This window comes from Halomonas sp. TP35, assembly GCF_052375975.1.
In the GTDB taxonomy this organism is placed as follows: domain Bacteria; phylum Pseudomonadota; class Gammaproteobacteria; order Pseudomonadales; family Halomonadaceae; genus Vreelandella; species Vreelandella citrativorans.
The window spans coordinates 55,993-76,672 of the sequence record NZ_JBQSUZ010000006.1 but is presented as its reverse complement, the minus strand read 5'-3'; the positions used below and the strand labels follow the sequence as shown (position 1 = coordinate 76,672).

Sequence of the window (20,680 nt, the reverse complement as noted above, 5' to 3'; positions counted from 1 at the left end):
AATGCTCCGTATAAACAACAACAAGCCGCTTAAAAGCGATGCAGCGAGACACTTTTATCATGTCATTAACAACATCAACGACGCCACTGCTTGAGGCACGCAATGTGCACGGTGGTTATGGCGCCATGAACATTCTTAATGGGGTGGACATGTCGCTTTATGCGCATGAAGTAGGCGTTATAGTCGGACCCAACGGCGCCGGCAAGTCGACCATGCTCAAAGCCATATTTGGACTGTTAAACGTTAATCAGGGCGACATTTTGCTTAACGGTGAGCCCATTCATAACCTGGCCTCCAATAAACTTGTTGAGCGCGGAATGGGCTTTGTTCCTCAGGAGAAAAACGTTTTCCCAAGCCTTACCGTTAAGGAAAACCTGGAGATGGGCGCCTATCTCAAGCCTCACAACGTCAAACGCATGCTGGAGCAGGTATACGCGTTTTTCCCGCCACTGGTAGAGAAACGCCACCAGCCAGCCGGAGAGCTATCGGGCGGCCAGCGTCAGATGGTCGCTATGGGCCGAGCCCTTATGGCAGAGCCGAGTCTGCTGCTACTCGATGAACCCACCGCTGGGCTTTCACCGCTCTATATGAACGAAATTTTCGACCGGGTTAAGCAGATCAACGCGGCGGGCGTAGGCATTTTAATGGTCGAGCAGAACGCCAGGCAGGCGCTTGCCATTGCCGACAAGGGCTTTGTCCTGGCAGCAGGCCAAAACCGCTTTACTGACACCGGGGCAGCCCTGTTTGCCGACCCAGACGTGGCCAAGAGCTTTTTGGGCGGCTAGCCCGAGGGACTACGATGAACGAACTGATCTTTTTTATTAATAACGTGGTGATCGCAGGTAGCGTTACCGGCTCGATTTACGCAATTGGCGCGATTGGCGTAACACTGATTTTTAGCATCATGCGCTTTGCCCACTTCGCGCATGCTGACATGATGACCTTTGGTGCCTTTATGGTGCTTTTGCTGACCACGCTATTTCCTGCCGCTGGCGCCAGCATGGGCATCCCTACCGCACTTTTGATGCTACCTGTTGCCATGCTGCTGACGGCGCTACTGGCGGTAGGTATCGATAAGGCATTTTACAAACCGCTACGCGCGCATGGCGTTAAACCCATCGTGTTGGTCATTGGCTCTCTTGGCGTCACGCTGATGCTCCAGGGGCTTATTCGCCTGTTTGCAGGCACCGGCGGCCAGAGTTTGTACGTGGATGATCGCAAGGAAATTTTCCGCATCGCTGTGCCGTTTGAAGGAGTGCGCGCGCCGATTGTGATCACCGAACCGCAAATTTACCTGTTTGTCATTACCCTGGTGGCCGTCGTTGCCCTGCATCTGTTTTTAAACCGCTCACGGCTGGGCAAAGCGATGCGCGCAATGTCGGATAACCCCGAGCTTGCCCAGGCCTCGGGTATCAATACCAATACGATTGTGGCCGTCACTTGGGTCATTGCAGGCAGCCTGGCGGCGATTGCCGGCACACTGCTTGCCCTGGATGTAACGTTCAAGCCCGATTTAAGCTTTTTCCTGCTGCTGCCTATCTTCGCTGCCGCCATTGTCGGCGGGGTCGGCCACCCCTACGGCGCGATTGCCGGCGGGTTTGTGGTCGGCTTTGCCGAAACCCTGGCCGTGTTTAACTGGAACGTGCTGCTGCGCCCCTTCCAGGACAGCTTCCCTGCATGGCTGGAACTTCCCTCTAACCTGGCGTTTGTGGGTACCGAGTACAAAATTGTGGTCCCGTTTTTCATTCTGGTGGCCATTCTGGTGTGGCGTCCTACCGGCCTCTTTAAAGGCAAGGTGATCTAATGAGCGATTCAACCAACACCCGCAACCCCGCTTATATACCTAAAGACGCGACACCTGAGCGGCGCTTTCCTGTCCGCGAAGTGGTGCTGTTTGGTACGCTCCTGGTCGCCATTTTGGCGGTTTATGGCTTAATGGGCGCCGCCTACAGTACGCGAATGCTGGTTGAGGCGGCCTGTTACGCCATTCTTGCCTTGGGCCTGACCATTCAGTGGGGCTATGCCGGGCAATTCAATGCCGGGGTGATGGGCTTTGTGGCGCTGGGCGGTTTCTGCGCCATGCTGTTTAGTGTTCCAGTCAACGATGCCTTTTGGGGCACCGAACTGCCAGGCGAGCTTGGCCGTGTGCTGCTCTATGGCCTGGCAGCCACACTGGTGGTGGTAGGCGCCACTCGGCTTGACCGGCTGGGCGTTCCCAAAAAGCTGCGTACCCTGATTGCTGTTGTGCTCGCGGTCGTGCTGTATCTGGTGGTGATTAGCCTACTGCGCGATGTGACCAGCCAAATTCAAGCGCAGGCCGGGTTTGTGGGCGGTTTTGGCCTGCCTGCCTGGACCGGCTGGATCGTAGGTGGCGCCTTGGCAGGCGGCGTAGGCTACCTGATTGGGCATGTCTGCTTAGGCCTGCGCAGCGACTACCTGGCGATTGCCACGCTGGGCATTGCGGAAATTATTAAAGCGTTTTTGAAAAACTCCGACTGGCTGACACGCGGCACCGCCACGGTATCACCGCTCCCCTGGCCAACGCCCGGGCCGGCAGAGCTTGGCTTTACGCTCTCAAGGGCGTTGTATCTGTCGATCACGGCCGTGGTGATTGCGGTGATTTTCTTTCTACTTCACCGGGCCTATCACGCGCCCTGGGGGCGCATGATTCGAGCGATACGCGATAACGAAGTCTCGGCGGCCGCCATGGGCAAGGACATCAACAAGCGCCGCCTGGAGATTTTTGTACTGGGATGCATTTTGATGGGTCTTGGTGGTGGCATACTGGGGACATTTAACAGCCTGTTTGACCCTCAAGGCTATCTGCCGCTTAACCACACATTTTTGGTGTTGGTGATGGTGATATTGGGCGGGCCGGGTAATAACCTGGGCACTATTTTCGGGGCCGTCGCGGTGTATATTATCTGGATTATGTCGGAGCCGCTGGCGCTCTTTTTGATGCAGTTGATCGTCAGCGCAGGTGAAAGCACGTTTGGCTGGGATGCACCGAACAATATGGATAGCCGCGCTCTGCAGGCACGGGTGTTGGTAATCGGCATGTTGATAACCCTGGTGCTGCGCTTTGCGCCTAAAGGGTTGCTGCCCGAAAAAATCACCCATCACGGTTGATGGCAAACTGTCCCAAGGACTGTCACAAGGGCTGCCCCAAGGACCTTCTTAAAAACCTGCCTAGGAAAAAGCCCCGGTGCAAAACACCGGGGCTTAAATGACGTATCGATCCTGATTAAACGGCCTCGCTAAAGCGCTTATAAATCTACCTGCCCTTTGCTGGTAAATTGGCCATCTTCAATCACCATTTCTACGACGACGCCAGGCACATCACCGTATTCATCAAAATCGTGGGCGCCCGAGGCACCTTCGTAATTGATCTCGGTGCCCGCTGCGATTAGCTCGACGGCCTTCTCCCACTCACCCGGTAGAATCACTTCGCCCGGCGCACTGGAAACGCTGCGCAGCGCATCGACCAGCCCTTCGCGCTCGGCGCTGCCGTTTTGCTCAATAGCCAGCGCCAGCAAGAAAGCGGCATCATACGCCTGAGCGGCAAACACCGCGCTGGGGTCAAAGCCTGCGGTTTCAGCGGCCTCGTTGAAAATAGGCGTACCGGGAAGGTCCGGGCTGCCTGGGCGCGTGGCTATCATGCCGTCCAGCACGTCTGCACCTATCGCCTCGACCAGGCTATCGCCGACCATGCCGTCAGCGCCCACATACTGGGTAAACATGCCACTTTCATACGCCTGGCGAAGCACGGTTTGCCCAGAAGTGTCGGCATAGGCCAGCACCACCAGCGTATCGGCGCCACCGGCAGAGAGCGAGCCCAATTCAGAACGGTAATCAGCGCGGTTATCTTCATGGGCAAGATTTTCGGCAATCTCGCCGCCACCGGCTTCAAACGCTACGCTGAACGCATCAGAAAGCCCGCGCCCGTAGTCGTTATTGACATAGGTCACCGCCACGTAGTCGATACCTTTATCAAGCAGCAGCTTGGCCAGGATCTCGCCCTGGAACGCGTCAGAAGGCACCGTACGGAAGACCAAATCGTTGTCATCCAGCTCGGAAACTGCAGGCGCCGTCGAGGCAGGTGAAATCATTACCACGCCACCCGGGATCGCCGCGTTATTGGCCGCCGCAATCGTCGCCCCGGTGCAAAGCGCCCCCACAATCGCGGTGACCTGCTCAGAGTTGACCATGCGGTCAGCCGCGTTCGAGGCCGCCGAGGCATCAGCGCAGGTGGTATCGCCCGAAGGCATTACCAGCGTTTGGCCATCCAGAATGCCGCCCTGTTCGTTAACCTGTTGGACGGCAAGCTTCGCCCCTTCAAAGATAGGCGGCGTAAGACTTTCTATTCCCCCGGTAAACCCGCCAAGGAAGCCAATTTTCACTTCTGCCTGGGCCATGCCCGTTATGGCAAGTGAAGAGGCCGCAACGGCAGTGGCTAATGCGCGCTTATTGATCATATTATTTGTCGCTCCCAGTGAGATAATCCGTCCTGCGCTAGCACGCAGAAACTCTCTTTAATCTGGAACCACAACGTTAAAAACACAAGCAACGCTTTCTAACGCTGCTTTGATGTTTATCGACTACGCGCTGTATCTATAACCAGCGTTACAGGCGTTAAAGTACCGCCATCTGTAAGAGCAGTACGCACAGCATTAGCCAACCCAGCCACCGCCTGTATCCTTTACTCATGGCGGCTATTACCAAGCCGCTGGTCTTGTTGTTTACGCTGTCGATTACGGCGGTACACGCGCACCAGCGCAATACTTAGTGCCGCTGCTAACATGAAGCCCAAGGTGAGCCCTTGCCAGGGCCGTGCCGCACTTTCCAATAGCGTCTCCAGCGTGATGATAACGATCAGGCCCAACGCCTGAGAACCAATAGCCAGCGCGCGCAGCACGTCAAAGGCGGGTTGTGACATAGTCAGACTCCGTAATTTTCAACTCACGTGGTATGGTCTCGTAGTGTACCTGCTTATCGGAAAGACCATGAATGCCATCGCCCTTGGGCCGCTATTGATTTCATTACCCAGGTTATACGCCATCGGCTGTGCGCTACTGGTGTTACTGTCGGCACGTTACTTACTGCGCCTACCACCGCCGCGTTTAAATCGCTGGTTCACCGGGCTAATCCTTGCCTGGTTAATCGGGGCGCGTATCGCGCACATTACGCTTCACCTGGAGAGCTATAGTGCCAATCCGCTTGATGCGCTTAAAGTCTGGCAACCGGGGTACCACGGCATCGGCGGATTATTGACCGGCTTGCTATGGACAGCCTGGACGCTTCGCAAGCGGCTTTCAGCGTTACTCGGGGGCACCGTCATTCTGCTCAGCGCCTCGGGCCTATGGCTTATGCTGGTATCCCTGTCGCCCTTGGGTAGCGCATCTGCCGTCAGCCAATTACCCGAGATCCGCCTGGAAAACGTAGACGGCGCCGAGGTGTACCTGCCCGACCTGGCAGACGGCAGCGACCGGGTAATTATTAACCTGTGGGCCACCTGGTGCCCACCCTGCCGACGCGAAATGCCATTACTCGAAGAGGCTGCCCAGCACGAAGGCGTGAGCGTCGCGGTAGTCAACCAGGGCGAAGATTTGTTGCCTATCGTGCGTTATTTGGACGCAGAAGGTTTGGATTTTACCCATGCACTGCGCGACCCAGGCCAAACGCTGATGGCCCTGTTTGAGGCGCCCGGGCTACCCACCACGGTGCTTTTTGATGGCCAAGGCAATACCTTAGACATTCACGTTGGCGAGCTTACCCGCGCCCATATTGAACGCTGGTTGGAAGATTGACGCCGATACACCTTAATCCCCCGGCGCCTTTGCGTTAGAATCCCCCGCCCTACCGCTGCTGATGGCGTGCCCTCGGCAGCGTATGACCCGTTTTTGTAGACTTCCCCGAGGCATCATGAGCGATTTTTCACCCGGCCAGCGCTGGATTAGCGACGGAGAAGCCGAGCTTGGGCTTGGCACCGTGCTTAACTGCGACTTCCGTAGCGTTACCATCTTGTTCAGTGCCAGCCAGGAAACCCGAACCTATAACACGCGCCAGGCGCCGTTGACCCGCGTGATGTTCGGCAGCGGCGATCGGGTGCTGTCGGCCGATGGCTGGCAGATGACCGTTGATGACAGCAAAGAGTCTCACGGCCTGATTACCTATATCGGTGAGGACAGCGAAGGCACGCTGCGCGAGCTCCCTGAAGCCAAGCTTGCCGACACCATGCAGTTTGATCAGGCGCGTGATCGCCTGTTGACAGGCCAGGTAGACCGCAACGACTGGTTTGATCTGCGCTTTCGGACGCTGCACCATCACCAGCGCATCGAGCAGCACAGCGCCCTGGGCTTTGCTGGGCCGCGCATCGATTTGATCCCGCACCAGCTGTATATCGCCGACGAAGTGGCTCGCCGTCATGCGCCGCGCGTGCTTCTGGCGGATGAAGTAGGTCTGGGAAAAACCATCGAAGCCGGGCTGATTCTGCACCGCCTGCTGCTGACCGGCCGCATTGAGCGGGCGCTTATATTGGTGCCTGACAGCCTGACCCACCAGTGGCTGGTGGAGCTCCTTCGCCGCTTCTCGCTGAATGTCAGCCTGCTTGATGAGCATCAAAGCCAGGCCCACGGCAGCGCTAACCCGTTTGAGAGCGCCCAACTGGTGCTGGCAAGCCAGGGCTGGCTGTTTGCCAATATTCATCGCCAGGACCAGGCACTGGCCAGCCGGTTTGATCTGCTGATTGTCGATGAAGCCCACCACCTGGACTGGAGCGCCGAGGGTAGCGGCCCAGGCTATCAATGTGTTGAGCAGCTCGCCGCAGAAATTCCCGGCCTACTGCTGCTTACAGCGACGCCTGAACAGATGGGCATTGAAAGTCACTTTGCCCGCCTGCGCTTGCTGGATGCCGAACGCTATCACGATCTACAGCGCTTCAAAGACGAAGAGCGCCACTACACCGCTGTAGCAAGCGCCATCGATGCCCTGGATGCGCTGCCTGCCACGCCGGACGCCCGTGCCCGGGTAGATACCGTCGCCGACGACCGCGACAGCCAGGCGCTGCTGGCAACGCTGTGCAACGCTGAAGCCAGCACAGAGCAGCAAGATGCGGCCCGCCATCAACTGCGCGACGCTTTGCTTGATCGCCACGGCACGGGGCGGGTGATGTTTCGCAATAGCCGCCGCCATGTCGGCGGCTTTCCCGAGCGTCGCCTGCACCTTTCCTCGCTTGAACTACCCTCCGCGTATCGCCGCGTGCTGCGCCGCCTGGAGCGTGATGACGACTACCTGGACGAGCTGCTGATTGAAACCGGCATGGATCACCCGGATGTATTGATCTACCCGGATGCCATGTACCGTGAACTCCGCAACGATCCGCTCAACGGTGAGGCCTGGTGGCATATCGACCCACGGGTTAACTGGCTGCTGGATAAACTCAGCGACGATAGCGAAACAGGCTTTGCCAACGACAAAGTATTGGTCATTGCCCACCACCGTGAAACCGCCGAAGGCTTGGCCGAAGGGCTACGCATATTGGGCGGCTATCAGGCGCCGGTCTTTCATGAAGGGCTATCGCTGGTTGAGCGTGACCGCGCCGCCGCCGCTTTTGCCGATGAAGAAGAGGGCGTGCAGGTACTCGTCTGCTCGGAGATTGGCTCAGAGGGGCGCAACTTCCAGTTCTGCCGCCACTTGGTCATGTTCGATATGCCCCAGCACCCTGACCAACTGGAGCAGCGCATTGGCCGTCTGGACCGTATCGGCCAGAAGCACGCCATTGAGCTACACGTGCCCAGCTTTATTGGCAGCCCCGGCGAGCGGCTGCTGCGCTGGTATAACGAAGGCATGGATGCGTTCAGTGCTCCCCATGGCATCGGCAGCGACCTCTACGAGGCCTTTGGCGACGCGCTTGCCGATGCGCTTCTCGACGATGAAACGCTGGATGAAATCATCGTTGAAACACGGGAAATGTTTACCGCCAAGCTGGCCGAACGTGATGCCGGGCGCAACCGCTTGCTGGAACTTAACGCCTGTAGGCCAGCACGCGCCCAAGAAGTGATTAGCGCTGTACGCGAGTTGGATGAAGATACCGCACTCCCACGTTATGTAGAGCGGGCGCTGGATGTATTTGGCGTGGACAGCCAGGAGATCGGCAAAGGGCTTCTTCACTTGCAGCCTAGCCAGCATATGCTGGACGGATTGCCTGGTCTGGTGAAAGGCGAAGAGGGCTTTACTGCGACCTATAGCCGTGCCCAAGCGCTTGCGCGGGATGATATTCAACGCCTTTCGTGGGAGCATCCGCTGCTGCGCGAAATGATGGAGCGCATTCTGGACGGCACCATGGGCAACACGGCCCTGGCACTGCTGCGTCACACGGCTATCCCTAGCGGGCGATTAATGGCGGAGCTTGTCTTCCGCACCCACTGCCCGGCGCCGAAGTCACTGCACCTTAACCGCTTCTTGCCGCCCACCGCCGTACGCGTTCTGCTGGATGAATCAGGTGCTAACCTGACCAGCAAAATCTCGTTCACGGGGCTTGGCAAAAACCTGCAAAAGGTCAATAAATCGCTAGCGCGGGATCTAATTAAAAGCCGCCACGACCAGTTACGTGAGCTGCTTATTCAGGGCGAAGGCGAGGCAGAACGTGAGCTGCCCAGCATTGTAGAGGCCGCTGAAACGCGCATGCGCGCCCAGCTGGATGCCGAGCTTGCCCGCCTAACAGCGCTAGCCGAGCATAACCCCTCGGTACGCGCTGAAGAGCTGGATGCCCTGAAGCAGGAGCGCCAGGCGCTGAGCGAGGCTATAGAAAATACTCGCCTGCGGCTGGACTCCGTTCGGGTCGTGATTACCGTTGACCCCAACGCCTAAGCGCTCAATCTCGCCTTAAGATCTCTGCCAGCGCCTTATCGAGTGTCGGGTACTGAAATTCAAACCCCGCCTCGATAAGGCGCGCCGGGCGCATGTCAGCCCCGGTTAGCAGCAGCCGAGACATTTCCCCCAAGCCTGCTTTTAAGACAAAGGCAGGCACGGGAAATATGGCCGGGCGGTTAAGCCGTTTGGCTAGCGTTTTGGAAAACTCGGCATTAGTGGCTGGGTGCGGCGCACTGCCGTTAAAGGCGCCATTAAGGTCCTCTTTTTCCAGCAGGAACACAATCGCATCCACCAGATCCTCGCGATGAATCCAGGGCATATACTGCTCGCCACTGCCAAAACGTCCACCTAGCCCTAGCTTAAACGGTGGCAGCATTTTCTGGAGTGCTCCACCTCCTGCATCCAGCACCAGCCCCGTTCGCAGAAGCGCCAAACGTACGCCGAGCGCTTCAACAGGCTTTGCGGCCGCCTCCCACTTAACGCATAGCCGGTGGGCAAATTCATCGTGCGCTGCGGTGTCTTCGGTAACGACACGCTTACCTTGATCACCGTAGTACCCCATGGCCGAGCCACTTACCATGACGTTGGGCACAGCCTGCCCATTGGCCTGAAGCTCTTCACATAGCGTAACGAGCTGGTGAGTCATATGGGTGCGTGACTGAATAAGCGTCTCTTTTTGCGCATCACTCCACCGTTTGGCAGCAATCGACTCACCGGCCAGGTTAACGATTGCCTCGGGCGGCGCCTCTAAAAAGTCAAGCACGCTGTCGCGAATATCGCACTCGCGAGGCAGCTGCTTACGCGCTTTCTGCGGGTCTCTTGATACCACTTGTACGGTATGTCCTTGGCCTTGCAACGTTTCACAAAGGCGTTTCCCGACAAAACCGCTGCCTCCGGTGACTAATATACGCATGGTGTTGCTCCTATTGTGACGCCGCGCAAATACGCGCTAGCCACGCGCTTGCTTCTTCATCAGGCATAGCAGGCCATTCCCAGCACGGCAAACATTCAGGCTGGTTTACTACTCACTAATGTAGCGTTAAGCACACTACCTATACACTAATCGCACTTAAACATTCTCAAGAATAGCTTTGGTAGTATCTATGTAGAAGTTGACAGCAATATAACCCTTGGTTATAGGAACATAATAAGTCAGCCAGCCCAGTAACATCACACACTTAGGCCCGACGTGACGTTTCACCAAGACCTCCTGTAAAGACAAAGGTTGTACCTGATAGCGACAAGTTGTACAAAGAGAGCTACGATAGCGCGTTATTTTTATGTTTATTCAAGCGACACAACATGGATTGTGAATCATTTTTGCCCCAGAGAATGCAAATAGCCTTTTGTATCCTGCGGCTTCAGACGACCAAGAGGCACAGGCGCCCATGAGTATCAAGGCGACCCACCCACCCGACACTCCGCTCTATCCGATCCGGGAAGTCTCCCGTTTAACGGGTGTGAATTCGGTCACCCTGCGCGCTTGGGAGCGTCGCTACGGTTTGATTCGCCCTAAACGTACTCCTAAAGGGCATCGCTTATACGCCCAGGATGATATCACCCGCATTGAACGTATTTTGCAGTGGCTCAACCGTGGCGTTCCCGTTAGCCAAGTCGTTGACCTGCTTGACCAGCCAGAAACGGTAGAAGCCCCCACGCCCAATGCTGGCGACTGGATTAGCCAGCGTCAGCAGCTGCAGTTGGCGATAGAAGCACTCGACTTACCCAGGCTTGAGGCGCTTTATTATCAGAGCCTGGCCCTGTACCCGCTAAGCACAGCAGTTAGCGAGCTCTGGCAGCCGGTCATCCTGGCACTGGAAGCCAAGTGGACGATTCAGCCAGACATTTTGGCACGGCGGACACTTGAAGCCTTTTTACGTAGTCAAGTGGGCACACGCCTTCATTACGCGAACCAGGCCACGCGTGGGCCTTTATTGCTGCTGACTGCCATGCCCGACGATCAAGGCCCTCTATGGGTATTAATGGTCGCCTTGATGGCCAGTGAACAGGGTTACCGTATACAGATGTTTGATCACACGCTGCCTCTTGAAGCATTGCCCCAAGCGGTGACACGGCTACATGCCTCAATGGTGCTGCTAACGAGCGGCCAGCGAGAAAGCGATAGTTATATTCATACGGCGCTACCCAATGCAGCCGAGGCGCTTAGCGTTCCACTGGGTATCTGCGGTGAAGTCGCTCGGCTGCGTGATAGCGAGCTGCGTGACAGCCCCGTGCATACGCTAGGTGACGAGCTCCCCCAAGCCATTGCACGACTGCGCCCATTGCTACGTGAGTCTGGCGTTTTATAGACCATTTAACACCTCGTGCCAGCGATGGACTTTAAATGTCGTTAGATGAATGGCCGCACGGAGATGGTTTTTGAGATGGGCTTTCACCGCGCCGGAGGCAACATGGACGTTCAATTAGTTTGGTTACGTAGCGATCTGCGCATTCATGACAACACAGCCTTGGCCGCTGCAGCGGCTAAAGGCCCGGTGATTGCCGTCTTTCTTCGCAGCGTGGCCCAGTGGCAATCCCACGATCATGGTGCTAACAAGATCGACTTTTGGGCGCGCGGTGTAGCGGCCATTAAAGATGCCCTTAACGGGCTTAACATTCCTCTCTTGCATCGCGACATCGACCACTATCGAGAGGCGCCCAAGGCGCTCCTCGACATTGCCCACGAGTACTCGGTTAAACAGCTGCACTTTAACTACCAATACCCGTTAAACGAACAACAGCGCGATAACGCGGTGTTGGGCGCCTTTAAAGAAGCCGGCATTACGGCTCATGGGTATCATGATAGCGTGGCGTTCGCACCCGGCACGCTGCTAACCGGAAAAGGCGACTATTACGGTGTTTTTACGCCTTTTTCCAAGGCGTGGCATAAGCAGATCCGTGCTGAACAGCTGGCTTTGCGCAATACGCCAGAACCTCAACAGCGTTTATCGATTAAAAGCGATACATTACCGGGCCTCCCTAGGCTCGATGACACACCGGTCGATCATCAAGAATGGCCTGCTGGAGCGGAGATAGCGGGTGACTACCTGGCACGGTTTTTACGTTTTCGTGGCCGCCACTACCGCCAGCAGCGCGACCTTCCAAGCGTACGCGGTACCAGCGAGCTTTCACCTTACCTCGCGCTGGGGATGATTTCGTACCGCCAGTGCATGCAAGCGGTGATGAGCGAGAACAGCGGACACTTGGCCGATGGCGATGCCGGGCTTACCACATGGGTCAACGAGCTTATCTGGCGTGAGTTTTATCAGCACGTTGCGGTAGGCTTTCCCGAGGTATGCCGCCATCAACCGTTCCAGGAGCATACCCTAAAGCTTGCCTGGCGCGATGATCGCGAAGGTTTTAACGCCTGGTGTGAAGGGCGCACAGGCTACCCGCTGGTGGATGCCGCGATGCGCCAGTTGGTCGCCACGGGATGGATGCATAACCGGCTACGCATGGTGGCAGCGATGTTCTTAAGTAAGCATTTGCTGATCGATTGGCGACGCGGCGAGGCGTTTTTTATGCGCCACCTGGTAGATGGTGAGTTTTGCGCTAATAACGGTGGCTGGCAATGGGCGGCGTCAACAGGCACCGACTCGGCGCCTTATTTTCGAATCTTTAACCCTACCACCCAATCCAAACGCTTTGACCCAGACGGGGAGTTTATTGCTCACTGGCTCCCTGAGCTTGGCAAATTGCCTGCCAAGGCGCGTCATGCGCCGCCGCACGATATGCTTACCCAGCTGGATTACCCTGAGCCCATCGTTGATCATAAGGCAGCCCGTCAGCGGGCGTTAGATGCCTTTAAAGCCCTTTCCAAATAGCTAGACGGCTAGACCGCTGCCGCTGCAAGGAGAGGCGGTGCCCAGCGCTGTTCCAGCTCAGCGGCAGGCAACGGCCTGGCGAAATAGAAGCCTTGTACGATAGTGCAGCCCGCATTCACCAGAAACAGGCACTGCTCTAAGGTTTCGACCCCTTCGGCGACGACTTCAAGCCCCATACCTGCGGCCATCGCGAGAACCGCTTTGACGATAGCGGCGTCCGCTTTGCTATTGGGCAGTTCGCGGATAAACGCACGATCCAGCTTGATTTTATCGACCGGCAGCCGCTTAAGATAACCAAGCGACGAGTAGCCGGTTCCGAAGTCATCGATGGCAATGGCGTAGCCCTGATCACTTAGAGCTTTTAATCGGGGCCCCATATCGCCTGCACGTTCATCCAGCAGCACCGATTCGGTTAGCTCCAAACCAATCTGTGAAGGCTTCAGTTGGTAGCGCTTTAAGCACGTGTTTAACTGCGTTTCCAAATCGCCCTGGAAAAGCTGCAGCGCGGAAATATTGATCCAGATGATCAATTTTGGCATGTCGCTGTGTTGCCAATGGGCCTGCTGGGCGCAAGCCTTTTCAATTACCCAGCTTCCCAGTTCTGCCATTAACCCATGGCGTTCGGCCAATGGGATAAAGTCGCCCGGTGAAATCATGCCATCCAAGGGATGCCGCCAGCGTAATAGCGCTTCCATACCCAACAACTCACCGGTGCCGGGGTGGTGCTGGGTTTGATAATGTAGCTCAAGTTGATCGCCAGATATCAGCGCGGCACGCAGGTCGCTGACCAGAGCAAGCTGCGGATTATCCTGCTTATCCAGCGCCGGCCGGAAACGCAGGCTATGGTTACGGCCTAATCGTTTGGCGCTATAAAGCGCCGACTCCAAACGCTGAAAAAGTACCCCCGAATCACGCCCATCTTCTGGAGCACGACAGCTTCCAATGGTAATGCCCAAACGCAGCAGGTGATCACTCACTTCAAAAGGCCGACACATATGCTCACGCAGTGATGCAATCCATGGGTCGTGATCATCAAACGTGGTGGTACGGATAACCATGAATTCATCGCCACCCAAACGCCCGACCACGCTACCCGCGACGTAGCCTGCAAGCCGCTGGGCAAAACGCGCCAGCAGGCGGTCGCCTTGCTCGACACCCAGGCTGTCGTTAACCGACTTCAAACCATCGATATCAATCAAGGCAATATCCAGACTCTCGCCTGCGCGTAAATGGCGCAAGCGAGATGTCATTAAGTCGTGAAGACGGCGACGGTTGGGCAAGCCCGTTAGCGGGTCTTCGTATCCGATACGCCGCAAATCATGTTCGCGGGCTTTTTGCACCGAGATATCGGTGAACAGGCTAATAAAGTGACTAATATTGCCCTGCTTATCGGTAATCGCGCGTACTTTTAACCATTCAGGATACTCATCACCGTGCTTGCGGCGATTCCACATTTCCCCCTCCCAGCACCCTGTCGCTTTTAGAGTACTCCAGAAGTTTTGATAAAACGCTTTATCGTGACGAGGAGCCGCCAGTGTTTCCAGCTTGCGGCCAACTATTTCCTGGCTGTTGTAGCCGGTAATTTCTGTAAAGGCTGGATTAACGGCCATGACCCGGTTATCGGCATCACAGACCGCTATTGCATCGCTTGCCAGGTTAATCGCACTTTGGGACAGTCGATAACGCTGGCGCTGCTGGCGCACCTGGCGCCATACATCCCACAACCCAAAAATAACCAGGCTCACAGCTACCATGCGTAACATCGCATCGGTCAACCAGATACAAGCTGGCAGCGCCGCTAATGCTACCCAAACCAACGGTCGATTAAGAGAAATTGGTAGCCACATGGCGATTCGCTATATCCTGTCACTGGAAACTAACACTAATTAAATAAATATAATTTTCTAGCAGCATACCCATTATGCCCCTGGGCCAAATGCTTGAATAACGCATATAACGTTAATAAGCCGTTTATCCAAGCCAACTCACTGATGCCGATGGGACGTAAAAGCTTACCTTAAAACCTCTATTACTTAATAAAAAAACGTTCGATGTACGTGATAAGTAGTGACTTACGTGCATTCGTCTGTTTCGGGAAGTAGACTAGCTAGGCCTTGCGGGCCGTGTCTCGACACTGCACTTCCGTGCTATGCTCCGGTGCTACGACTCGGCTATAGGTGCCGCACGCGGCCAACAATCATTTTGAAACTCGGAACGATTCAGTGACCAAGCAACATTCCTTTGATCGCGAAGAACTGCTGGCCTGCTCACGCGGCGAGCTATTTGGACCTGGTAATGCGCAGCTGCCAGCTCCCAACATGCTAATGCTCGACCGTATCGCACACATTCATGAAGAAGGCGGTGAGTACGGCAAAGGCGAGCTGATCGCCGAGCTGGATATCTCTCCTGACCTGTGGTTTTTTGACTGCCACTTTCCAGGTGATCCGGTGATGCCCGGCTGCCTGGGCCTGGATGCCATGTGGCAGTTAGTGGGTTTCTACCTGGGTTGGCTGGGTCACCCGGGGCGTGGGCGCGCGCTTGGCTGTGGCGAGGTAAAATTCAGTGGCCAGATCATGCCAAATGCGAAAAAAGTAACTTACCGTATTAATATAAAGCGTATTATTACCCGTCGACTTATTTTGGGCATTGCTGATGGCACCGTTTCGGTCGACGGACGCGATATATATCAGGCTAATGATTTACGCGTTGGCCTATTCACCTCTACTGCGAATTTCTAACAGGAGGCTCCCATGCGACGAGTGGTAGTCACCGGCCTTGGCATTGTGTCGTGCTTAGGCAACGACCAGCAACAGGTCCTGGACTCGCTCCAAAACGGGCGCAGCGGTATTCGTTTCAAGGATGAGTACGCTGAGCGTGGCTTTCGTAGCCATGTCGCGGGCAGTGTCGATATCGATCTTGACACCCTTATCGATCGTAAACTGCGCCGCTTTATGGGCGATGCTGCGGCGTATGCCTATGTGTCCATGGCCCAGGCCATTGAAGACTCAGGGCTTTCCGAAGAACAGGTCTCCAACGAGCGTACCGGCCTTATTGCAGGCTCTGGCGGCGCCTCTAGCGCTAATCAGGTCGAAGCTGCTGACGCCATGCGCGAGAAAGGCTTGCGCCGCGTTGGCCCTTATCGCGTTACCCGCACAATGGGCAGCACGGTCTCAGCCTGTTTAGCTACTCCGTTTAAAATAAAAGGCGTGAACTACTCAATCTCATCTGCCTGTGCCACCTCGGCACACTGTATCGGCAGCGCGATGGAGCAGATTCAGCTCGGTAAGCAAGACGTGGTTTTTGCCGGCGGCGGTGAAGAGGAGCACTGGACCCTCTCGTGCCTGTTTGATGCCATGGGAGCGCTCTCTACCCATTACAATGATACGCCTGAAAAAGCCTCACGCCCCTACGATCAGGCACGCGACGGCTTTGTTATCGCTGGCGGCGGCGGCATGCTGGTATTAGAAGAGCTGGAGCATGCCAAGGCCCGCGGCGCTAAAATATATGGTGAGTTGGTAGGCTATGGCGCCACCTCTGACGGCCATGACATGGTCGCTCCTTCCGGCGAAGGCGCGGTACGCTGCATGCATCAGGCAATGGCCACGGTCAGTGGGGATATTGACTATATCAACACTCACGGCACCTCAACGCCTGTTGGCGATGTAGCTGAGCTAAAAGCGGTACGTACCGTGTTTGGTAACTCCACGCCTGCGATGAGCTCAACCAAGTCGCTTACGGGCCACTCACTGGGCGCTACCGGTGTTCAGGAAGCCATCTATTCACTGCTGATGATGCAACACAACTTTGTTGCCGCCTCTGCCAATGTTGAACACCTCGACGAGCAGGCAGACGGCTTTGATATTGTGACAACACGGCGTGACGGTGTGGCGCTTGAACGCATCCTGTCGAATAGCTTTGGTTTTGGCGGCACTAACGCCTGCCTGGTATTTCAGCGCTATAACGGCTGAGTCGTTGTAGTAGTAATAAAAACGGCGCCTTATCAAGGCGCCGTTTTTGCTGTTAGCGTTTGCCGTTATTCATTGCGAGCTATCCGCCCTGTATCGGCTCAGGATCTTTGGCTAGTCGACGGGCGCGGCACCTCTGAAATCTCCTGCAACTGCGCCTCTATCCAGGCTTCAACGTCGGCCAGCACCTCATCGGGTGTACGCCCCTCGGTCTCAATTGGCGGGCCAATGCGTACCCGCAGCACCCCAGGCTGCTTCACCCAGTGGCGCCCTGGCCAGCGTTCGCCTGCATTATGTGCGATCGGTAGCACCGGCACGCCTGCGCGGCAAGCCACCACGCTGCCGCTCTTGTTATAGCGCTTACGCACACCGGGGTCGACTCGCGTTCCTTCCGGGAAAATCAGCACTGAAAGACCCGTTCCTAGCCGCTCCACACCTTGAGTTAGCACCTGTTTCAAGGCACGCGCGGGTTTGGAGCGGTCCAGGCTAATCGGTTTTAGCAGACGCAGCCCCCAGCCAAAAATCGGGATATGCAGAAGCTCTTGCTTAAGCACCGTGCATACCGGCGGTTTCATGACTTGAAGAAAAACCGTTTCCCACTCGCACTGATGGTTCGCCTGAATCACACAAGGCCCATCCGGAATACGCTCGCGCCCCTGAATATCGTAGCGAACCCCACAGGCTAGTTGAAACCAGGCCACTAAAAAGTGGTTATACAGGTTCAACAGCCGGTATCGGCCTGCCAACGGTAAAAAAGGGGCGATGGGTAGAAACAGCACGCCAATAATCAGCATGGCAAGAAAGTACCCGGCATAAAACACCAGGCTACGAACCACATTGGTCAAACGGACTCTCCTGTACTAGCGTCTTGCTGGCCATCACGCGTTAAACACCAAGCATCCAGCATACGCCCCACCTCTAACCGCCACGGCTTTTGATGCACACCAAAGACATCCAATACCCGGCGACAATTTAAAACACGCCGCAGTTTTGCATCGTGATGATGATTAAGGGCCGTGACTTCGCCAAGCTCAATTTGCTCACCGCGGCCTTCCAGATGCGTTGCCAACTGAGTACGCACCATGGAGCTAAACGTAAACACACTGACAGGTTCAGTGCCTGCCAAATGATAGGCCCCCCACGCGTTGGCGCCACACGCCTGCTGCTGAAGCATACCTACCAGTGCCATAGCGACCGCATCGACTGACGTTGGGCAGCACACGATATCTTCTGCGGCCCGCACACTTTGCCCTGTCACCAGGCTATCCAGCATTTCATTCAACCAGGCGTGGCTACCTTCAAGCGCAAACAAGGGGCCCAGACGAATGATCAGATGGCGATGGTGCGCTGCCCGAATACGGTCACCAGTGGCAACCAGGCGCCGCAAACACTCATCACGCGGAGTAGGTACTACGTGCTCGTCGATAGGCTCATCAAAGCCATCCTCATAGAGCTGGTCTGAAACACACCACACCAGCGGCACCGACTGCGCAAGACATGCCTCCAGGCAGCGGTCAACCGCATCGGCATGTGCGCCTACCTCGGCGGGTGTCATGTTCAGCGGCTGCGCCAGCGGTGGAATAACCACCGCATCCGGGGCAATCTCGTGTAACTGCGCCGCCGTTATGGTGGTGTCCTGCTCAATCACCAGCTCCATATCCGCACGACGGCTTACTTCCCGGGCCAGTGCCAAACTTAAGCAGTGTCCGGAATTCAGTATTAGCAGTTTCAAGACAGACCCCTTCTATCAACGAACATAGCGTAATGGGCTTGATCGGCCGCTTTAGAACGGGATTTCGTCGTCGAAATCGTCAAAGCTGCCCGGATCAGGCGCGCCATAGTTGCTGTTCTGTTGGCCTTGCTGAGGGGCAGCATTTCCCTGGTGGGCGGGCGGCTGGCCCTGCTGCGGCGCAGGTTGGGGGCGAGGAGCCGGCTGGCCGCCCTGCTGGGGGTTGCCCTGTCCCAGGTTGCCCGGGTTGTTATGGCCACTCCCTTGGCCACCAAAGTTATTGCCCTGTGGAGCACCGCCTTGCTGGGGGTATCCCCCTTGAGGCGCCGCGCCTTGAGCCATACCGCCCTGGTTGCCAGCGTAATTATTCTGCGGTGCGCTGCCGCCTTGGAAGTCGCCAGTACGCCCATCCAGCATCTGCATATCGTTGGCAACGATTTCAGTGCTGTAACGGTCCTGGCCGTTTTGATCCTGCCATTTACGGGTTTGCAAGCGCCCTTCGATATAGACCTTGGAGCCTTTTTTCAGATACTGCTGGGCAATTTCAGCCGTTTTATTAAACAGCACGATCCGGTGCCACTCCGTACGCTCTTGGCGCTGGCCGCTTTGGCGGTCCATCCACGTATCAGAGGTGGCCAGATTCAAGTTGGCCACTGCCGTACCGCTGGGCGTAAAGCGCATCTCAGGGTCTTGCCCGAGGTTACCGATCAGAATCACTTTGTTGATACCGCGAGCCATAAGGCGCTCCTTCCATTGTGTTACGTATAGATAAACATCGACGCGATCATGCCTACATTGCCGGTGTCACTGATTATTGCCTGCGGCTGGCAGCCAGCCGCACTAGGATTTGGGGGGAATCAGCCTGGCCAGTGCCGCCCTATCAAGCTGCTGACGATTCACTTTTAAATAGACCAGATGTTCTTCGGGCACCACCATGACATCTTCGACGCCCACAACATCTGCCAGCCGTTCCATCAATACATCCAGCGTATCTGGCGGCGCATCATTTAAGTCCACCACCTCGCTGGAGAGCGGCGGTGGTGAGGGCATTTTCCACATCGCAAGCCACCATAGCAGAGCCAGTGCCGCACAGCCGATAAAAACGGCATCAAGGCCCCACACATTCGCCAATAGTCCCCCCAGCGTACCGCCCAGAAAAGCCCCTAAAAACTGGCTTGTAGAGTACACGCCCATGGCGGTGCCTTTAGCGCCAGCGGGAGCAAGCTTACTGAGCATTGATGGCAGCGTCGCCTCCAGCAGATTAAAACCGGTAAAGAAAATAAATAGCCCAACAAACAGCCAGTGGCCATGGGAGAACGGCGACCCAAGCCCGCCCAGGCTTACCGTAATGGCGCCAATAGCCAACAGGCATACGACTTTAATCTGCTGCTTTTTCTCGGCCACTATCATGAGCGGCACCATGGCGACAAATGAAAGCCCCATAATGCCCAAATACGCCAAACCGTGGCGCGCCAGCGGTATGCCGGCTTCCTGCAACCGAAAGGGCACCGCGACAAAAATAGCCATCAGCACCAGATGTAGTGTAAAAATCGACAGATCCAGACGCCACAGATCAGGGCGCGTGATCACACTTTTAACCTGCTGACGATCCATCCCCACATCACGGTGGCGCAGCCGCCGAGGAGCGGGCGGCACCCAGCGCCACAGAACGACTAGCCCTAAAAGCGTTAGCAGCGCCGTAAACCAGAACACGCCGGAAAGCCCCGCCCAAGAAGCAAGCCAAGGCCCCACGACCATGGCAATTCCAAACGAGATGCCAATCGACAGCCCAATGGTTGCCATTGCCGCCGTACGAACCTGTTCGCGCGTTTGGTCGGCAAGCAGTGCCATGATGGCCGCCGCCACCGCGCCGCCGCCCTGCAAGGCTCGCCCAATAATAACCCCACCGATGGAGTCGGCCATCGCGGCCACCACACTGCCTATGGCGAAAACAAGCAGCCCAAAGGCGATAACCCGTTTACGCCCAATGCGGTCTGACAGCAAACCAAAGGGGATTTGCAGTACAGCTTGGGTAAGCCCGTAAACACCTAATGCAAAGCCCACCAGCAAGGGTGTCGACCCTTCAAGCGCATCGGCATAGAGTGCCAGTACCGGCAACACCATGAAAAGCCCCAACATACGAGACGCATAAAGCCCAGCCAAGCCGCTGATTGCACGACGCTCAGAGGCCATTAGCAGTGCAGAAACCTTGCGCATAATGCCCTTGTGTATGGTGGATAAGGTAATTTTCTCGGATAACCCCCCATTCTAGCGGTTTGCAACCACGCTGG

Annotated in this window: 18 protein-coding genes; 10 read left to right on the top strand and 8 right to left on the bottom strand. The window is 56.2% G+C overall.

The genetic code is table 11. The features are described from left to right. Positions 1–59: 59 nt before the first annotated feature. Genes ACT3RU_RS09290 through ACT3RU_RS09280 form a run of 3 tightly spaced genes read left to right on the top strand, consistent with a single transcriptional unit; the run spans position 60 to position 3,129 of the window. Entirely contained in the window at positions 60–785 is a 726-nt protein-coding gene (locus ACT3RU_RS09290) for an ABC transporter ATP-binding protein (protein ID WP_192527307.1), read from the top strand. A gap of 14 nt (positions 786–799) precedes the next feature. Then, positions 800–1,804 (top strand): branched-chain amino acid ABC transporter permease, encoded by a 1,005-nt coding sequence (locus ACT3RU_RS09285; RefSeq protein ID WP_087108988.1) that lies wholly within the window; start codon positions 800–802, stop codon positions 1,802–1,804. Further along, on the top strand, positions 1,804–3,129 hold the full coding sequence (locus tag ACT3RU_RS09280; RefSeq protein ID WP_192527306.1) for a branched-chain amino acid ABC transporter permease: 1,326 nt from the start codon (positions 1,804–1,806) through the stop codon (positions 3,127–3,129). The genes ACT3RU_RS09285 and ACT3RU_RS09280 overlap by 1 nt, the downstream gene beginning before the upstream one ends. 137 nt (positions 3,130–3,266) lie before the next feature. On the opposite strand, the gene ACT3RU_RS09275 is transcribed toward ACT3RU_RS09280, so the two are convergent. Further along, a complete protein-coding gene (locus tag ACT3RU_RS09275) occupies positions 3,267–4,475 on the bottom strand; it encodes an ABC transporter substrate-binding protein (protein ID WP_192527305.1) in 1,209 nt (402 codons plus the stop codon). A gap of 224 nt (positions 4,476–4,699) precedes the next feature. Continuing rightward, a complete protein-coding gene (locus tag ACT3RU_RS09270) occupies positions 4,700–4,936 on the bottom strand; it encodes a hypothetical protein (RefSeq protein ID WP_172117733.1) in 237 nt (78 codons plus the stop codon). A 67-nt stretch (positions 4,937–5,003) separates the two neighbouring features. On the opposite strand from ACT3RU_RS09270, the gene ACT3RU_RS09265 reads away from it, so the two are divergent. Next, positions 5,004–5,807: a TlpA family protein disulfide reductase gene (locus ACT3RU_RS09265; protein ID WP_483392659.1), complete on the top strand. Its 804-nt coding sequence runs from the start codon at positions 5,004–5,006 to the stop codon at positions 5,805–5,807. Positions 5,808–5,922: 115 nt separating this feature from the next. Continuing rightward, complete coding sequence (gene rapA / locus ACT3RU_RS09260; RefSeq protein WP_192527303.1) at positions 5,923–8,868, top strand: RNA polymerase-associated protein RapA; 2,946 nt, start codon at positions 5,923–5,925, stop codon at positions 8,866–8,868. 4 nt (positions 8,869–8,872) lie between these two features. Here rapA and ACT3RU_RS09255 read toward each other — a convergent pair whose 3' ends face one another. Next, a complete protein-coding gene (locus tag ACT3RU_RS09255; protein WP_192527302.1) occupies positions 8,873–9,784 on the bottom strand; it encodes a TIGR01777 family oxidoreductase in 912 nt (303 codons plus the stop codon). A 475-nt stretch (positions 9,785–10,259) separates the two neighbouring features. Between ACT3RU_RS09255 and ACT3RU_RS09250 the strand changes: the two genes are divergently transcribed. Then, positions 10,260–11,180 (top strand): MerR family transcriptional regulator, encoded by a 921-nt coding sequence (locus ACT3RU_RS09250; RefSeq protein WP_192527301.1) that lies wholly within the window; start codon positions 10,260–10,262, stop codon positions 11,178–11,180. A 102-nt stretch (positions 11,181–11,282) separates the two neighbouring features. Further along, the gene (phrB, locus tag ACT3RU_RS09245; protein WP_192527300.1) at positions 11,283–12,695 is read left to right on the top strand and encodes a deoxyribodipyrimidine photo-lyase; all 1,413 of its coding nucleotides are present in this window, start codon (positions 11,283–11,285) and stop codon (positions 12,693–12,695) included. An 8-nt stretch (positions 12,696–12,703) separates the two neighbouring features. On the opposite strand, the gene ACT3RU_RS09240 is transcribed toward phrB, so the two are convergent. Further along, positions 12,704–14,449 (bottom strand): putative bifunctional diguanylate cyclase/phosphodiesterase, encoded by a 1,746-nt coding sequence (locus ACT3RU_RS09240; protein ID WP_225733775.1) that lies wholly within the window; start codon positions 14,447–14,449, stop codon positions 12,704–12,706. Between ACT3RU_RS09240 and ACT3RU_RS09235 the strand changes: the two genes are divergently transcribed. From ACT3RU_RS09235 to fabB, 3 genes are all read left to right on the top strand, one after another. Beyond that, a complete protein-coding gene (locus ACT3RU_RS09235; protein ID WP_225733774.1) occupies positions 14,448–14,585 on the top strand; it encodes a hypothetical protein in 138 nt (45 codons plus the stop codon). The genes ACT3RU_RS09240 and ACT3RU_RS09235 overlap by 2 nt on opposite strands. A 332-nt stretch (positions 14,586–14,917) precedes the next feature. Continuing rightward, the gene (gene fabA, locus ACT3RU_RS09230) at positions 14,918–15,433 is read left to right on the top strand and encodes a 3-hydroxyacyl-[acyl-carrier-protein] dehydratase FabA (RefSeq protein WP_087109007.1); all 516 of its coding nucleotides are present in this window, start codon (positions 14,918–14,920) and stop codon (positions 15,431–15,433) included. 12 nt (positions 15,434–15,445) lie between these two features. Continuing rightward, positions 15,446–16,663, top strand: a complete 1,218-nt coding sequence (gene fabB / locus ACT3RU_RS09225; protein WP_192527298.1) for a beta-ketoacyl-ACP synthase I — start codon at positions 15,446–15,448, stop codon at positions 16,661–16,663. A gap of 98 nt (positions 16,664–16,761) precedes the next feature. On the opposite strand, the gene ACT3RU_RS09220 is transcribed toward fabB, so the two are convergent. The 4 genes from ACT3RU_RS09220 to ACT3RU_RS09205 form a co-directional block, all read right to left on the bottom strand. After that, positions 16,762–17,505: a lysophospholipid acyltransferase family protein gene (locus ACT3RU_RS09220; RefSeq protein ID WP_087109011.1), complete on the bottom strand. Its 744-nt coding sequence runs from the start codon at positions 17,503–17,505 to the stop codon at positions 16,762–16,764. Then, positions 17,502–18,392 (bottom strand): sugar nucleotide-binding protein, encoded by an 891-nt coding sequence (locus ACT3RU_RS09215; RefSeq protein ID WP_192527297.1) that lies wholly within the window; start codon positions 18,390–18,392, stop codon positions 17,502–17,504. Before ACT3RU_RS09215 ends, ACT3RU_RS09220 begins: the two co-directional genes overlap by 4 nt. Before the next feature lie 51 nt (positions 18,393–18,443). Continuing rightward, positions 18,444–19,127 carry a single-stranded DNA-binding protein gene (locus tag ACT3RU_RS09210; protein WP_192527296.1) on the bottom strand — a complete coding sequence of 228 codons (684 nt, stop codon included), beginning with the start codon at positions 19,125–19,127 and terminating at the stop codon, positions 18,444–18,446. Between the two features lie 102 nt (positions 19,128–19,229). Further along, positions 19,230–20,606 carry an MFS transporter gene (locus tag ACT3RU_RS09205; protein ID WP_192527295.1) on the bottom strand — a complete coding sequence of 459 codons (1,377 nt, stop codon included), beginning with the start codon at positions 20,604–20,606 and terminating at the stop codon, positions 19,230–19,232. Between the last annotated feature and the right edge of the window lie 74 nt (positions 20,607–20,680).

Excerpts from the sequence above, each read along its gene's own strand:
- fabB (WP_192527298.1), top strand. The coding sequence starts at position 15,446 with ATGCGACGAGTGGTAGTCACCGGCCTTGGCATTGTGTCGTGCTTAGGC.
- ACT3RU_RS09280 (WP_192527306.1), top strand. The coding sequence starts at position 1,804 with ATGAGCGATTCAACCAACACCCGCAACCCCGCTTATATACCTAAAGAC.
- ACT3RU_RS09270 (WP_172117733.1), bottom strand. The coding sequence starts at position 4,936 with ATGTCACAACCCGCCTTTGACGTGCTGCGCGCGCTGGCTATTGGTTCT.
- ACT3RU_RS09205 (WP_192527295.1), bottom strand. The coding sequence starts at position 20,606 with ATGCGCAAGGTTTCTGCACTGCTAATGGCCTCTGAGCGTCGTGCAATC.
- ACT3RU_RS09255 (WP_192527302.1), bottom strand. The coding sequence starts at position 9,784 with ATGCGTATATTAGTCACCGGAGGCAGCGGTTTTGTCGGGAAACGCCTT.
- ACT3RU_RS09250 (WP_192527301.1), top strand. The coding sequence starts at position 10,260 with ATGAGTATCAAGGCGACCCACCCACCCGACACTCCGCTCTATCCGATC.
- phrB (WP_192527300.1), top strand. The coding sequence starts at position 11,283 with ATGGACGTTCAATTAGTTTGGTTACGTAGCGATCTGCGCATTCATGAC.
- ACT3RU_RS09265 (WP_483392659.1), top strand. The coding sequence starts at position 5,004 with ATGAATGCCATCGCCCTTGGGCCGCTATTGATTTCATTACCCAGGTTA.
- ACT3RU_RS09285 (WP_087108988.1), top strand. The coding sequence starts at position 800 with ATGAACGAACTGATCTTTTTTATTAATAACGTGGTGATCGCAGGTAGC.
- ACT3RU_RS09210 (WP_192527296.1), bottom strand. The coding sequence starts at position 19,127 with ATGGCTCGCGGTATCAACAAAGTGATTCTGATCGGTAACCTCGGGCAA.
- ACT3RU_RS09275 (WP_192527305.1), bottom strand. The coding sequence starts at position 4,475 with ATGATCAATAAGCGCGCATTAGCCACTGCCGTTGCGGCCTCTTCACTT.
- ACT3RU_RS09235 (WP_225733774.1), top strand. The coding sequence starts at position 14,448 with ATGCGTAACATCGCATCGGTCAACCAGATACAAGCTGGCAGCGCCGCT.
- rapA (WP_192527303.1), top strand. The coding sequence starts at position 5,923 with ATGAGCGATTTTTCACCCGGCCAGCGCTGGATTAGCGACGGAGAAGCC.
- ACT3RU_RS09290 (WP_192527307.1), top strand. The coding sequence starts at position 60 with ATGTCATTAACAACATCAACGACGCCACTGCTTGAGGCACGCAATGTG.
- ACT3RU_RS09240 (WP_225733775.1), bottom strand. The coding sequence starts at position 14,449 with ATGGTAGCTGTGAGCCTGGTTATTTTTGGGTTGTGGGATGTATGGCGC.